Source organism: Niastella sp. OAS944 (assembly GCA_024809215.1).
In the GTDB taxonomy this organism is placed as follows: domain Bacteria; phylum Bacteroidota; class Bacteroidia; order Chitinophagales; family Chitinophagaceae; genus Niastella.
Genome location: JANUBW010000001.1, coordinates 1061578 through 1078511, shown reverse-complemented (window position 1 = coordinate 1078511; position 16934 = coordinate 1061578). Strand labels below are relative to the sequence as shown.

Annotated in this window: 8 protein-coding genes; 7 read left to right on the top strand and 1 reads right to left on the bottom strand. The window is 44.1% G+C overall.

Annotated elements, in window-relative coordinates:
• The first annotated feature begins 16 nt into the window (after positions 1-16).
• The 7 genes from GGD38_RS04100 (at position 17) to GGD38_RS04070 (ending at position 15726) form a co-directional block, all read left to right on the top strand.
• Entirely contained in the window at positions 17-1525 is a 1509-nt protein-coding gene (locus GGD38_RS04100) for a RagB/SusD family nutrient uptake outer membrane protein (RefSeq protein WP_375299294.1), read from the top strand.
• Positions 1526-1641: 116 nt separating this feature from the next.
• On the top strand, positions 1642-2838 hold the full coding sequence (locus tag GGD38_RS04095; protein WP_375299295.1) for an oligogalacturonate lyase family protein: 1197 nt from the start codon (positions 1642-1644) through the stop codon (positions 2836-2838).
• 291 nt (positions 2839-3129) lie between these two features.
• On the top strand, positions 3130-5970 hold the full coding sequence (locus tag GGD38_RS04090) for a glycosyl hydrolase (protein ID WP_375299296.1): 2841 nt from the start codon (positions 3130-3132) through the stop codon (positions 5968-5970).
• Between the two features lie 58 nt (positions 5971-6028).
• A complete protein-coding gene (locus GGD38_RS04085; protein ID WP_375299297.1) occupies positions 6029-6463 on the top strand; it encodes a nuclear transport factor 2 family protein in 435 nt (144 codons plus the stop codon).
• A gap of 291 nt (positions 6464-6754) precedes the next feature.
• A complete protein-coding gene (locus tag GGD38_RS04080; RefSeq protein ID WP_375299298.1) occupies positions 6755-8884 on the top strand; it encodes a hypothetical protein in 2130 nt (709 codons plus the stop codon).
• A 295-nt stretch (positions 8885-9179) separates the two neighbouring features.
• On the top strand, positions 9180-12740 hold the full coding sequence (locus GGD38_RS04075) for a DUF4450 domain-containing protein (protein ID WP_375299299.1): 3561 nt from the start codon (positions 9180-9182) through the stop codon (positions 12738-12740).
• Positions 12741-12876: 136 nt separating this feature from the next.
• Positions 12877-15726, top strand: a complete 2850-nt coding sequence (locus tag GGD38_RS04070; RefSeq protein WP_375299300.1) for a TonB-dependent receptor domain-containing protein — start codon at positions 12877-12879, stop codon at positions 15724-15726.
• Here GGD38_RS04070 and GGD38_RS04065 read toward each other — a convergent pair.
• Positions 15723-16790: a T9SS type A sorting domain-containing protein gene (locus GGD38_RS04065; protein ID WP_375299301.1), complete on the bottom strand. Its 1068-nt coding sequence runs from the start codon at positions 16788-16790 to the stop codon at positions 15723-15725. The two genes, GGD38_RS04070 and GGD38_RS04065, sit on opposite strands and share 4 nt — an antisense overlap.
• Positions 16791-16934 lie beyond the last annotated feature (144 nt).

Sequence of the window (16934 nt, the reverse complement as noted above, 5' to 3'; positions counted from 1 at the left end):
AGTTAATTGAGTCTATATGAAAAAAATAGTTGGTTATTCATTGATCGCCGCCGTGGGGTTGTTGAGCGCATGTGACAAGAAGCTGGATCAAAACCCTATTTCACAACAAGCCACATCAACTTTTTATGTTAATCAGAATGATTTTATTCAGGGAATAAACGCAGCCTATAGCGGATTAAAGACCTGGCCCGACAGAATGTTGAATCTTTCTGAAACCCGGTCAGATAATTTATATGCTGTTTCGGATGGCGGTGTACGTGAATGGGAAGGTATTAACAGTTTTCATAAAACCATAGCCGGTAATTCGTATGTAACAGAAGCGTGGTCGGGTAATTACTCCAGCATATTTAAAGTAAACACCTTCCTGGAGAACCTTAGCCTTAAAGGCGCCGATGTTATTCCAAATGCGGCATTACGGACAAGGTTAGAGGCAGAAGCCAGATTCCTGCGTGGGTTTTATTATTTCGACCTGGTTAGATGGTTTGGCCAGGTGCCATTGGTTGACAAAACATTAACGCCGGCAGAAGCATTACAAACGGGCAGGGCTGCTGTAAATGATGTATACAGCCTTATACTTTCCGATCTGAAGTTTGCAGCCGACAGTTTGCCCGAGTCATACGCTGCTGCCGATAAAGGAAGGGCCACAAAATATGCCGCCAAAGGAATACTGGCACTGGTATATATGACCCGTTCGGGCCCAACCTATGGCATCAAAGGTCCGGGTTTGGGTGTTGACGAATGGGGACAGGCGCTTACTTTACTCAATGAGATCATTAACAGTAAAAAGTATACTTTCGGCGCTGTCTACAACGACATCTTTGCTTACGATAAAGAAAATAATGGCGAAGTGGTTTTTGATGTACAGTATAACACAGGCTCTACGCCGGTGGTAGGTGCTACTTTCCCCTGGCTGCTGGTACCTGATAACTGGTTCACAAGTTCAGCTATTGGTAAAACGGCACAGGGTGGTCTTACCATCAGACCTGTTTCAAATGACCTGCTGAGCGCTTATACAACGGGAGATACACGGAAGGCCTTTTCTATACAAACCGGGTATACCTATAGCGGCGGCACCGAAACCCGGTCATTCTTTAAAAAATATGTTGATGTAAGTAAAACGCCTGCTAACCGGCTCGACTGGCCGATCAACTTTATAGCGCTGCGTTATACCGATGTATTGATGCTGAAAGCAGAATGTATTTTGCATAACGCTCCGGGAACACAGGCCGAAGTAGACGCTATAGTGAACCAGGTAAGGAGCCGTGCCGGGTTAGCGCCTGTTGCCAATGTAACATTGTCACAATTGATGGAAGAAAGAAGAAAAGAGTTTGCCGCAGAAGGCACCCGCTGGCACGATCTTGTGCGTAGTAATCTGGTAGAAACTGTAATGCAAGCCTGGATCACCAAGGAAGATGTTGCCAAAGCAATGCAACCTTTTCAAACGAATTACATCTTATATCCGGTACCACAATCGGAACTGGATGTTAAACCGGGCTTGTACGAACAGAACTTAGGATATAACTGATCGAATGTTGTGATAGTGTAAAAAAGAAAAGGATACATTGACGTCAGATAGAAAAAAGTCCGGAAGACCTTACTCCAGTTGTAATTGTCTTCCGGACTTTTTTAATAAGCTACTATATGAAAAAAAAATTGTTAACGATCTTATTGCTGGCATCTGTTGCGACCTCCGCACAACCTGTATTAGAAACCGGCTCACAAAAGCCCATGCCCGAAAGCTGGATCGATGCTTCTACCAATCACACTATTGTTCGGCTCTCAAACAAACCTGGCCGAAATTCCAGTTTCTACTTTCACAACAGTCCGTTCGTTGGAAATAAAATGGTATTCTACAGCACCGATAGCGCCAGTGGCCGCCAGTTGTATACCGTTGATCTTACTACTAAAAAAATTGAACAGCTTACACACCAGGGTTCACCCATGAACGGGGAAATTGTAAGCGCCAAAGGACATAACGTTTACTACCAGATAAAAGACAGTGTTTTTGTAACCAACATAGATACAAAACAAACCCAGCTGGTGTTTGTATTCCCCGACAATTTCAAAGCAAGCATTACAACTGTAAATGCCAACGAAACCCTGCTGGCCGGGGCACGCAGTACCGATGCCGAAAAGGAGATCTTTAAACAAAACCCTGCCAAGCACGATTACTTTCAAAAAATTTACGAGGCCCGTTTACCCCGTACCCTGTTTGTTATTGACCTTAATAGCAAACAACTGAAACCATTGTTTACCGATAGCGCCTGGCTGAACCATGTGCAGTTTTCATCAACCGATCCCAATTTGTTGATGTTCTGTCACGAAGGTCCCTGGCACAAAGTAAACCGCATTTGGACAATTGATGTGCGCAACCCAGCTAAAGACAATGCAAGGCTGATGCATAAACGTACCATGGATATGGAGATTGCCGGTCATGAGTGGTTTGCGCCTGATGGCAACACCATTTGGTTCGATTTGCAACAACCCCGTGGCAGTACCTTCTATGTGGCCGGTGTTAATGTAAAAACGCTTGAAGAGAAAAAATACCAGCTGCAACGCAATGAGTGGAGTATTCACTATACCAATACGCCCGATCAGAAATTATTTGCCGGTGATGGAGGCGATCCCAGACAGGTGGCAAAAGCCCCTGACGGCAGATGGATCTATTTGTTTAAACCCGAGGGCGATCATTTCAAAGCAGAAAAACTGGTGAACATGCGACACCACGACTATAAGTTAGAACCCAACGTACATTTCTCTCCTGATAAAAAATGGGTCATTTTCAGAGCCAACTTTGAAGGAGTAGAGCAGGTGTATGCTGTTAAGCTAACAAGTTGACGAGTTAACAAGTTAACAAGGAAGTTGAAAAGTTGATATAGGTGATGGAGTTGATAAAGGAAATACAGTTCACAGTTCTTAGTTCTCAGTTCTTAGTTCTTTAAATTCGGAGCTCGCGATTAGCCGTTACAGTTTCGAGTTTCGAGTTGCTATAATGGCGTGCATTCTGTATTTGCTTAAAGCTTATGGCTTATAGCTTACCGCCTGTATTTTGTATTCGCTTTCGGCTTTTAGCTTTCGGCTTTCAACTGTATTTTTCACGTTTGCCGTTTCACGAAAAAGAACCACCAGATGAAAAAAGGATTCATTTATTCAATCATATTATTAGGAGTATTAAAAAGTCAAGCCCAGATCAAATGGCCGGAAGTGAACGAAGTTACCAAACCATGGACACGTTGGTGGTGGCTGGGAAGCGCAGTAAATAACAAAGACCTGACTGCTAATATGGAGCAGTATGCTGCTGCAGGTTTAGGCGGCTTGGAAATAACACCTATTTATGGTGTTGCCGGTTACGAAGATCAGTTTATAGATTATTTATCACCCAAATGGATGCAGGTGTTTGCTCATACGCTGCAGGAAGCCAAACGGCTAAATATGCAGATAGATATGGCAACGGGTAGCGGCTGGCCCTTTGGCGGCGGCCCCTTAATTGGTGATGAAGATGCCTGTAAGAATTTTGTATACAAGACCTGGTCTGTAAAAGCGGGTGAAACAGTAAAAGAACCAATCGCTTTTGAACAACAATCTTACATTGATGCCATTGGCAATACCCTGGGAGTTACATATGATAAAGATGTAAGTAAATTAAAAGAACCTGTATTTGCCAATGCAAACCTGCAGGCACTGGCAATAGATCAACTGAAATATAAAAAGAACCTGCCGTTACAGGTAGTGATGGCCTATGGTGATAACGGCCAGGCCATCGATATTACCAAAATGGTTGATGCCAAAGGCAATTTGAACTGGACAGCACCGGCCGGTAACTACACGGTGTACGCGCTGTTCATGGGCTGGCATGGTAAAATGGTTGAACGGGCAGCACCCGGTGCAGAAGGCAATGCCATTGATCACTTTTCTGAAGCTGCCATAAAAAAATACCTCAGCCGTTTTGATAAAGCATTTGCAGGCGCTAACCTAAGTCAGCTACGGGGCTTCTTTAATGATTCTTATGAAGTAGATGATGCCCGCGGGCAAAGTAATTATACACCCGGGTTATTTGAGGAATTAAAACGCCGCCGGGGATACGACCTTAAACTGTTTCTGCCACAGCTGCTGTCAAAACAACGTGATGAAACCAGTGTACGCATCCTATACGATTACCGGCAAACCATTGCCGATCTGTTGCTGGAGAAGTTCACCATTACCTGGCATAAATGGGCGCAGGCAAAAGGAAAGATAGTACGTAATCAGTCGCACGGATCACCGGCCAATACGCTTGATTGTTATGGCGTGGTTGATATTCCCGAAACGGAAGGTACCGAATTATTACGTTTTAAATTTGCGGCCTCTGCTGCACACATTCTTGGTAAGCCATTGGCTTCGGCCGAAGCGGCCACCTGGTTGAACGAACATTTTAAATCGAACCTGGGCGATGTAAAGAATGTGATAGACAAATATTTTATCGGCGGGGTAAACCATATTGTATATCATGGAACCAGTTATTCACCCATCAACGACCCATGGCCGGGTTGGTTATTTTATGCGGCCGTGCATTTTCAACCAGTAAACCCGTTCTGGAAAGATTTCGGCACACTGAATAGTTATATAACCCGCTGCCAATCGTTCCTGCAGCATGGTAAACCCGATAACGATATTCTGTTGTATTATCCGTTCAGTGATCATAACTCAGAACCCGGCCGCGACCTGTTGCATCATTATGATGGGATGAAAGGTTTTGAGCATACCGATTTTAACGAGGCGGCCTCAGCACTTCTGCAAAAAGGATATGCGTTTGATTTTATCTCAGATAATCAATTACAAAAAGTAACTGCAAACGGCTCGTTGTTGCAAGCACCCGGCGGCACATACCGCACTATTGTGCTGGCCAATGTAAAATACCTTCCCCTGCCCACATTGCAAAAGCTGGCTGCATTGGCAAAGAGCGGCGCCAGGATCATTGTTTATAAGAACTTCCCTGGCGGTGTGCCGGGTTATGGTGAACTGCAAACAAGACAAAAGCAATTCACCGGTATTACCGCCTCACTGAAGTTTGTAGCGGATGGAGGAGTACAAAAAGCAATGACAGGCAATGGTGCTTTTATAAAAGGGGATAACCTCAGTGAATTATTAAAAGCAGGTAATGTAGAAGCGGAACCTATGTATGGTATGGGGTTGCAATGTATTCGCAGAAATATTGCCGGTGGCAATTATTATTTTATCAGCAATACATCGGGCAAGGTAATTACTGAATGGGTGCCATTGAATAGAAAAGCAGTCAGTGCTATTCACTTCGATGCCATGACGCGAAAAAGCGGTATTGCCCGCACCCGTTTAGTGAACGATAAAATGGAAGTATATGTACAGCTTCAGCCCGGTGAGAGCTGTATACTGCAAACCGCCGGCACGCTGTTAAAAGGCGATGCCTATACTTATTATACAGGAATCGGCGAAGGCCGTGAAATAAAAGGTACCTGGAACCTGAAGTACTTGAGCGGTGGTCCTGTATTACCAAAAGAAACTACCGTTACTACCCTGGGTAGCTGGACAGAATTACCCGATACTGCAAATAAAATATTTGCCGGTACTGTGCAGTACAGTATTCATTTTGCAAAACCGGCCGGAACGGACCCGGCATATGAGCTCGACCTTGGCAAAGTGGCCTGGAGTGCGGAAGTATTGCTAAATGGAAAATCAATTGCTACGTTGCTGGGGCCGGTATACCGGGTAACGATACCTGCCGGTGATTTGAAAGCAGAAAACCTGTTGGAGATAAAAGTAAGCAATGGCATGACCAACCGCATTATCGATCTTGAAAAGCGGGGCGTGCCCTGGAAGAAGTTCTATAATACCAACTTCCCGGCAAGGCTTGCTGAAAACTGTGGGACTAATGGCTTATTCACTGCTGCAGCCTGGCAACCCGAAATATCGGGATTGTTAGGACCAGTAATTATAGCTCCGCTAAGCACCAAATAACAAATCCCAAATCACAAGTCATTTATTTAAGTATATTGGAGCTATTAAACATTCTAGTATGATAAAAAAACTGATCTGTCTTGTTATGATCTTAGCGATCATAAACGGAACCATGGCACAAAGTAAAGAAGAGGCTGCCGTAAACGCTGCCGTTGAAAATCTTAAAAAAGCCATGATAGATGGTGATAAAGGAGCACTTGAAAAAATCACTTCCGACAAATTAAGCTATGGGCATAGCAGTGGCCGGGTAGAGGATAGAGCAACATTCGTTGATAATATAGTTACCGGTAAATCAGACTTTGTAACTATTGAGCTTACAAACCAAACGGTATCTGTATCGGGCGATGTAGCCATTGTGCGTCATACATTATCAGCCACTACCAACGATAATGGTAACCCCGGTAATGTGAAATTGAATATTATGCTGATATTTCAAAAGCAGAAAGGACAGTGGAAGTTGCTGGCGCGGCAGGCGGTTAAGGTTGCTAGTTAAGTTGACGAGTTGATACAGGTGATAGAGTTGATAGAGGATCTCTGTGCCGCAGCCTGATTAATAGTTGACAGGTTTGTATTTTAAAAGTTTATAAAGGCCAACGAAAAACTGAGCTATAAGGAAAGCCCCTCCCGCTGCTGGGGCCCAGAGGTGGGAGCCGTTTCGCGTTTTACGATAGCGAGGCCTGGAGTTTCGGACATCATTGCCGATTGCCGATTCACGATTGCCGGTTTTGAGGCACGGGTTTAGGCCTCTCACGTTTGCCGTTTCACGTTTTACGATATATTGACTATGAAAAAATGGATATTAGTTTTAGCAGGAAGTATTGTTTTTGTAAGCGGCATTGCCCAGGGGCAAATTGACCGCGAAAAACTGGTGCGCAGGCATACTGTTCATGTGCAGAAGGCAGATCCTTTGACATCTTTGACAGTTGGTAACGGACAGTTTGCTTTTACAGCCGATGTAACCGGTTTACAAAGCTTTCCGGCCTTCTATCAAAAAGGCGTTCCTTTGGGAACACAATCTGAATGGGGCTGGCACAGCTTTCCCAATAAAGACAATTACAGGCGGGAAGAAACGCTTAAAGAATATGAACTGGAAGGAAAGAAAATTACCTATTGTGTGCAGGTAAAAGAACCTGAGCACAGCCGTAAGGCAGTAGATTATTTTCGCCAGAACCCGCATCGTTTACAACTGGGCCAAATAGGATTCGAGATCAAAAAAAAGGATGGAAGCATTGCTGCTATAGAAGATATCCAAAACATAGATCAACATCTTGATATGTGGACCGGTGAGTTGACAAGCAAATTCACTGTAGAAGATGTTCCGGTAACTGTAATAACCTATGCGCATCAGGAGCACGATGCTATAGCAGTAAAGATCAACTCAACTTTGTTGGGTGAAAAACGTATTGCCATTCGCTTGCATTTCCTATATCCGAATGGAGAGTTCAAAGATGTAGGAACGTTTGAAGGTGATGGCTCAAAGCATAAGTCAGAGCTATACAACCCAACCATATTCGGTGGCAGTATTCGCAGAACGCTGGATACTACAACCTATTTTGTACAGTACAACTTTAACAGCGCTTCCTCTGTACAAATGCGTCGTCAGCACGATTGTATTATTCAGCCATCGGCTGGCACAACAAGCTATGAAGCTTCTTTTTCTTTTACTCCCACTTCACAAAAGAACGCACCCTCTTTTGCAGAAACAAAAATTAACAGCAGCACCCAATGGAATAAATTCTGGAAAACTGGTGGCGCCATAGATCTTTCAGGCAGCACCAATAAACGTGCTGAAGAACTGGAAAGAAGGATCGTGTTATCGCAATACCTTACTAAAGTACAATGTGCATCGGCTTATCCGCCACAGGAAACCGGACTTACTTTTAACAGCTGGTTTGGTAAACCGCATTTGGAAATGCATTGGTGGCACGCCGTACATTATGCATTATGGGGCAGAACAGAATTGATGGAGAAAAGCCTTGATTGGTATTTCAGCGTTGCCAAAGGCGCCAAAGCCCTTGCCAAACGCCAGGGTTTTGATGGATTGCGTTGGCAAAAGATGACCGATCACGATGGGGAAGAAGCTCCCTCATCTGTAGGGGCCTTTCTTATTTGGCAGCAACCGCATTTGATCTATATGGCGGAATTGGCGTATCGCGCCAAAAACGACAAAAAGATCCTAAGCAAGTATAAAGACCTCGTTTTTGGTACGGCCAATTTCATGGCCTCTTTTCCAACATACGATTCTGTAGGTAAAAGATATAACCTGGGTAAAGGATTGATACCGGCGCAGGAATGTTTTGAAGCAGTAAAAACATTCAACCCAACCTATGAGCTTGCTTACTGGCAATGGGCATTGACCGTAGCACAGCAATGGCGCGTGCGTTTAGGATTACCACGCGAAAAGAAATGGGATGCTATTTTAAAAGGCCTCTCGCCCTGGCCACAAGCCAATGGTGTATACCTTGCTACCGAAAGCACACCCGATTGTTATACCAATGAACGATACATTACAGATCACCCGGCTGTATTAGGTGCGTATAGCTCGCTGCCTTCCTGTAACCGGCTCGATACAACGGTAATGAAAAACACCTATGATCTTATTTTGAAAGTATGGAAGTGGGAAACAACCTGGGGTTGGGATTTTCCTTTGATGGCAATGACCGCCACCCGCTTACATATGCCCGATAAAGCCATTGACGCATTGTTTATGCCTGTACAAACTAACACTTACCTGGTAAATGGTCACAACTATCAGGACGACAGGCTCACCATTTACTTACCCGGTAATGGTGGTTTGCTAAGCGCCGTTGCCATGATGTGTGCCGGTTATGATAATAATAAAATGCAGACGCCGGGTTTTCCTAAAGATGGAAGCTGGAATGTAAAGTGGGAAGGGTTAAAACCGATTTTCTAAGTGTGATTAGTATAAAATTTGAACTTAGTTAATAATAGATGCTGTTACCAGTTACCGGTTACCAGTTTCAGGTTTCAAGTTACAGGGACCCGGCAACAGGTAACCGGTGCCCTGTAACCTGTACCTTGTAACCTGTAACGCTTGCAGAACATCAGTAAGCAGCATATAGTCAACAAGTATTGTCTTTTACAATGTACTGATGCATACATGTAGACCAACAATGTACCACAAGTCTTTATACTTAATTGCTTTACTTTCTATTATCATTCCTGCCCAAATCAATGGGCAATTGGCAATGAGCAACAGGCAAAACCAGGTTGCCAAAGAACCATTGCGTTCGGAAAATCAACGTGCTATTCATTATCAACCCGAAGGGTCAGACTTTGTTGCCATCAATGGAAAGATGCGGTTTAACCGCGCATTGTATGGCAACAATACCGGTTTTAGAATAGAAGCCGGCGACCTGCCTGAGTTTGCCTTATACATGCCGGGTATGGGTGGTAATTTTAAGTTCGGCTTGATCGCAGGCAATAAAAGCAAGTGGTTAACAAACGCAAACTATATCAAGGCCACTTACCGTGCAGGGTCCATGATATATGAAGTAAAAGATTCACTGTTGGGAAAGGGTTCCATGCAAATTACAGTACTTGCCCTGGCAGATACCGAAGGCATGATCGTTAAAACGCAGTTCGTGAACGTTACTTCAAAAGTAGCATTGTGCTGGGTGTATGGCGGTGCCTCCGGTAAAAAGTTCTCCCGCGATGGCGATATTGGCGCCGATCCGGAATCATCCTTCTACCTACAACCCGGTTATTGTAAAGACAACAACTATTCCATCAGTAAAAACAGTTTTCATTTACTGTATGGAACCAATAAACAGCTCTCAGGCATCGTTCCGCCGGCATCTGTTATCAAATTAACAGATGCTAATAAACAGGATGATCCCCTGCAGTTATATCAAAGCGATTCATCTGCAACCCCGGCCATTGCGGGCAAATTGAATGTCGCAAATGGCGTTCAATACTTTTTAATACAGCCAGGCGATTCTGTTGCAGCTACCTACAATAAGCTGGCGCAAACCTTCACTGATGCGGAAGCGGCAAGAAAGAAACTCGCCACCCGTATAAAGATCGTTACACCCGATAGCTGGATAAATAACTTAGGTGGCGCTTTAAGTGTTGCTGCCGATGGTATCTGGGAATCGCCAACGTATATGCATGGCGCTGTGGCCTGGCGTATGCGATTACCCGCCTGGCGCGGCGCTTATGTGGCCGATGCTTTAGGCTGGCACGACAGAGCGCGTACCCACTTCAGCAGTTATGCTTTATCGCAGGTAACAACACCTGCTACCGGGCCGGTGGTATTTGATACCGCTTTACACCTGGCAAGGCAACAGGAAAAAATGGGCACCTCCATGTTCAGCAGTGGTTACATTTGCCGTAATCCCAATGGCGATCTGCGGCCACACCATTACGATATGAACCTGGTGTTCATAGATCAGTTGCTGACACATTTCTACTACACCGGCGATTCGGCTTATATAAAACAACAGTGGCCTGTTATACAAAGACATTTAGCCTGGGAAAAAAGAAATTATGATGCCGATAACGATGGGTTGTACGATGCGTATTGTTGCATTTGGGCCAGCGATGCCCTGCAATACAGTGGCGGCGGGGTAACACATTCTTCGGCCTATAATTACCGCGCCAATGCGGTAGCGGCGCAACTGGCGCCTATTGCGGGTGAAGATCCTACGCCATACCAGGAAGAAGCTACTAAAATATTCAATGCAGTGAACCACCAGTTATGGATACCAGAACTGGGTTGGTATGCAGAATACAAAGATGCACTGGGTGAGAAGTTACTACATCCTGCTGCGGGGTTATGGACCATCTATCATGCTATTGATGAAAAATTACCCGATGGTTTTAAAGCTTACCAGGCACTGCGGTATGTAGATAAATACATTCCACATATTCCGGTACAGGCAAAAGGGTTACGCGACTCCAGTCATTTTCTGTTAAGTACTACCAACTGGCAGCCATACACCTGGTCGTTAAACAATGTGGTGCTGGCAGAAAATCTGCATACTTCCCTTGCATACTGGCAAGGCAACCGTTCAGAAGAAGCCTACCGGTTATGGAAAAGTGCATTGGTAGAAAGTATGTATTTGTCGGCAAGCCCTGGCGGGTTTGAACAACTTTCTTATTACGATGCCATTCGGGGTGAGTTGTATCGCGATTTTGCCGATCCCATTGGAATGGCTGCCCGTTCTTTAACAGAAGGTTTATTTGGCATTCTGCCCGATGCATTAAAAGATACGCTTACTATAAAACCAGGCTGGCCTGCTGCCTGGAATACAGCTTCTATTACCACACCAGATATTACAGTAGATTTCAAACGTACTACTGCCAGCGATCAATATATAATAAAACAGGCTTTCCCGCACACCATGAATTTGCGCCTGCAATTACGCGCATGGCGCGATGCAATAGGATCTATTACTGTGAACGGACAACCCGTTGCCTGGCATAGCATCAATGAATCGGTAGGGGAGCCGGTGATTGAACTGCCAACTGGTAAAGCTAAACAATATACCATCGTTATTAAATGGGCCGGCGTACCGGTTCAACCCATGCGATACGATAGCGTATTGGCAACGGGCACGCAAATAACCGCAGCTACGCCTGCCGGTTTTATTCAATCAATTTACGATCCACAGCAGGTGTTGCAAAACATTATGCTTACAAGTAACCAGGTGCAGGCAACTATACAAGGTACGCCGGGACATAAGACTGCATTTATTCAATTGCGCCAGGGTGAAATGGTATGGTGGTTCCCGCTTGGTTTTGAAGTAAAGAAACCTCTTGATATTCTTTTACCACCCGATGCGGCAGAACCCAACCTGAAGTTTAAAATAAAAAACAATGGTGATACCGTTACCGCCCGCATCATAGTTAATACGCAATTGTTTGTTCAGGCAATGCCATTACCCGCAAAGTCAACCACCGGTACCTTAAGTATCCCTGCTAAATACCTGGTGCCTGGCAGTAACCTTATTCGTATCGAATGGGGCGAAGGGCCGTATGTTGATACTACATTGTTGAACTGGCAGCTAACTGCTGCTTCAGATAGTAAGTTTGAAAAGATAGATTGTTCAAAATACTTTAACGACAAGGTGACGAATATATTTAAACAGTCGTATTTGTCGCCCCGGCCCACAGCGCCCACTTTACAATTACCAGTGCAGGGTATTGGCAACTGGTGCTATCCGTTGGTGCAGCCGGTAATTGATGATGCAGGTTTGCGCAAGGCAGCTGTAAATAATGAATATTTGCTGCCTCAGAATATTCCGTTTACAACACCTTCCGATACACTCGCCAGAAATATCATCTTCACCTCAAAATGGGATAACTATCCCGATTCTGCTGTTATACCATTGACAGGTTTTGCTAAACATGCATATTATTTATTAGCAGGTTCAACCAATACAATGCAAACGAGATTGATAAATGGTGAGTTGCATGTACATTATAAAGATGGCACCATTGATACACTGGCGTTGGTGAACCCACAGAACTGGTGGCCCATTGAGCAGGATTATTTTATTGATGGTCTTGCCTTTACGACAGATGCGCCAAGACCGCTGCGGGTACAACTTAAAACAGGTAAAACATACACAACTCCGCAGGAGTATACAACATTAAAAGGTTATTCAAACCAAGCCGTTGAAGGCGGCGCCGCTACTATACTCGATATGCCGCTTAACCCGGGTAAAGAGCTTGAGAGCATAAGGCTTTATACATTCGCCAATGATGTGGTGATTGGGTTAATGGGTATTACCCTTACCAGATAGCATTCTAATATTTTTTTAATCTCATGCCACTTTTTAAAATTTTCCGCCGTCTTTGAACGCACGGCTGCGATTACTTATGACTAAAAGTTATCATGTCATAAATAATAGCGAACCAGAACACAATAAAAAAGATTGCATGCGGATTGTTACCCTATTTATTCTGTTTATTCTTACTGCTCAATTTGTTACCGCTCAAAATAAGGTCAGCGGCAGGGTAGTGGATGCCATGAACCGGCTTCCCTTACCCGATGCCACTGTTACTATTATGAACCCCGTTGACTCTGCTGCAATGGGTTTTGCTGTTGTTGGTAAAACCGGTTTGTTCGAAATAAAAAATTTGAAAAAGGGTAATTATGTGTTAGGTGTTACGTTCACAGGTTACAGCGCTTTTAAGAAAGACCTGAATATTACCGAAACACAATTCACCATTGACCTCGATACTATTTTCCTGTCGCTCGATACGAATATGCTTGGCAGTGTGGTAGTACAGGCGCCGCCTATTTCTATAAAGAAAGATACCATTGAGTTCAGGGCCAGTTCATTTAAAACAAAACCCAATGCTACGGTTGAAGAACTGCTTAAGAAATTACCGGGTGTTGAAGTAGATAAAGAGGGGAACATTACTTCGCAGGGTGAAGAGATCACAAAGATATATGTTGATGGAAAAGAGTTTTTCCTTAATGATCCCAAGCTGGCAACCAAGAACCTTTCGTCGGATATGGTGGAAGCTGTGCAGGTGTTTGACGATATGAGCGACCAGGCCAAGTTCACCAAGATAGATGATGGCAGCCGTAAAAAGACGATCAATATCAGGCTAAAAAAAGATCGTAAGAAAGGCGTATTCGGTCGCACCGCAGCATCGCTGGGTAGCAGTGAACGTTATGAGGCCAGCGCATCTTTAAATGCATTTAATAACCAACGCCAGGTATCTATACTTGGTGGTGCTAATAATATTAACCGTTTAGGATTTACCAATAACGACCTTATTAGTGCCATGGGTGGTATGGCCGGTGGTGGCGGTGGCAATAATCGTGGCGGTGGTGTTCGTCGTGGCGGCGGTAACAATAGTGCACCTGCAGCAGCCAGCGGTAATACCAAATCGTGGAGTGCGGGTATTAATTTCCGTAATGAATGGGGGCCAAAGTTCGATTTCAATGGAAGCTATTTTGTGAATCAGACTGATAATGGTAATTATAGCGAGACCTATCGCCAGAATTTTATAAAGAGCGACTCTACTACATTCGTTAATTCAACCTCAAATTCAACCAATACCAACGTAAACCATCGTTTTGGTTTCAGGCTCGAATACCTGGTAGACAGTATGAACTCATTGCTGATAACCCCTTCGCTTAATTTGCAACAGGGCTGGTCGGCCAATGATAATACTTCTGTTACCCGGGCCACCAATCCCTGGCTCGATTATAAAGCAAGAGAGGGATCAAGTCATTCATTGAGCAACCGCGACGGACAAAGCCTTAATAACGACTTCCTTTTCCGCCACCGTTTTCGTAAGCCGGGTCGTACGTTCACGCTGGGTTGGACCACCGCATTGAATAACAGCAATGGGCATGGCGTAAATTACTCGCCTTTTCATTTTTTTGATTCCACTGGTAAAGAATATCGTTTCGATAATCGTGATCAACGTAACGATCAGCTTACCCGTTCATTCAACAATACTATAAGTACATCGGTTACAGAAATGCTCGATTCGAGCATGGTGTGGGAAATGAACTATGCCTATACTATCAATAAAAGCAACAGCGATAGAGATACATACGATTATAATGCGGTAACAGATAGTTATGACAGCGTAAATAAAGCGCAAACCCAATATTTTGAAAATTTGTTTACCGCCAGCAGGCTAGGTACCAACTTCAGGGTAAAACATCAGAAGTATGATTACCAGTTTGGCGGCGCTGTTAACTTTGCTGCACTGGAGAATTTGAGCAACCGCGCTACTTCTGGTAAAGACAGCACTATGCGGCAAACGTATACCAACTTCTTTCCCAACGCTTCTTTTAATTTCAACCCGAAGCCGCGCAAGAACATCCGTCTTAATTATCGGGGAAGCACCCGTGCTCCGGGTATTGCGCAGTTGCAGGATGTGCTTGATGTAAGTAACCGGTTAAACTATCGTACCGGTAATCCCGATCTGAAACAGGAGTTTACACATAATATAAACCTTACTTACAGTACGTTCAATCTTACCAACTTCCTGTATATTAATATAAGTGCAGGCGCCAGTTTAATAAGTAATAAGATCGTTAACAGCACCGGTATATATGAGACCGAAAAGGATGTGTTATTAACCAAACCGGTAAACCTGAATGGTGCGCAAACGTATAATATGTCGGGTACTGTTGGTATACCGCTTAAGAAAGTTACCACCGGCCGCCGCAGCCCTGTAAACCTGAACCTTACAACCACTGCAAGGTATAATCGGGATGTAAGCCAGCGGTTCGATACTGTTTGGTATAATTATACCAGCGGACTTGGCGAGCGGGTTTCGTTTAATTACTTCATACAGGATAAGCTCGATCTGCAGGCTATTGCCAATTTTAATTATAACGATGCCAGGTATACTTTGAATAAAATGCAGAACTATAAATACTTTGATCAGCACTATTCAATTGATATAACGTATACGCTGTTCAAAAAGATAATGATCAATAACGACTTTGATTATTATATCAATACAGGTAGGGCAGATGGTTTTAACCAGAACATTCCTTTGTGGAATGCGTATGTTTCGTGCCTGCTGTTCAAAAAGCAAAATGGTGAGTTACGTATTACTGGTGTTGACCTCCTGAATCAGAACAGAAGCATAGTACGTACAGCAAGCGAGTCGTATATTGAAGATTCATACACCCGCGTGTTGCAGCGATTCTTCCTGGTTAGCTTTATGTATAACTTCAGAAGTTTTGGAAAAGGAATGTTCCCTGGTCGTGAAAACAGGGAACGTGGTGGAAGAAGATTATCTTCTTAATCTTTTGCCAGGCGTAATGTTAAAGATGTTTCGCTACCGGTAAGTTGTACAAAATATAATCCCGGTGGCAATTGTACAGGCAGGTTATACCGCACAGCAGCGGTGCCTGCCTTTACTTTTGTAACATATACCTGCTGCCCCGATTGATTGTATACTGATAGTGATGTATACGAATGTTTCTTTGGTAATTGCAGGTAAAAATAAGCTGATACCGGGTTGGGGTAAATGGCGGTTTTGTCGGTAATTATCTCTGGCTTGGTTATCTCTGGCCCGGTGACTAAAGTAGTGTTGTAAAGAACATTTGCAGCTGAACCACAGCTTGCGTTGGTGCCGGCGGGCGCCAGGTTATAATTGGTGCAGGGGCTGCAGGTATAGGCGGAAGGATGGCTAACCCATGAAGCAGCGCCTTCGGCCGTCCATTTAAGTTGTGAGGCATTCCCTAAAGACGACAACCAGCCGTTGACAGCAAATTGACTCATACCGCCATGTACAACCAGGTAAGAAGCACCAGTACCGGTCTCTAAAAAGAAACCGTTTCTGTTAATGTTAAAGGAAGAGCATAATTCTATTAATGACCCGGTGCCTATTTTTACACGTGTGTTAGTTGAATTAGCGGTCCAGGCGCCGGTTACTTTCATTATTCCAAAATCATTCACTGCAAGGTTTATTTCACCCTGCCAAAAGGAACCGGTAATATCAAGATAGCCACCATTACAAACTATTATATTATCAATGGTAGAAGTAGGCGTAGCATTATCGCCGGTGAGTGTACCGGTAATAATTAGCCTGGCGCCAAACTTTACCTGAATAACACCGGTTCTTTTAAGAGTAACACTACCAATGGTAACGGTACCGCCTCCTATAACGAGGGTGCCATCGATGGCATACGTATTACTGCTTAGATCCTGTGAGGCAGAAATGCAGTAGGTAGATCCGGCTGCAAGGGTTGATGATGTAGTTGGTAATGCTATGGCGCCTGAAGGGCAACCAAGCGGGCATTGTGCCGATGCATAACTGCATGCAAATACGGCTATGCAAAAGAATAAACTATGAATATATTTCATAGGAACGGATGCTTTGAGGGTGTATGATTGAAACGAAAATAACCTTCTGTTTTAAGTTCGCCAATAGCAAAACTCCGAATTGAAGATTATGGTTATATGAATGTCAGTTGATAATAACCATTATAATGTATGCCGGTGAAGCGT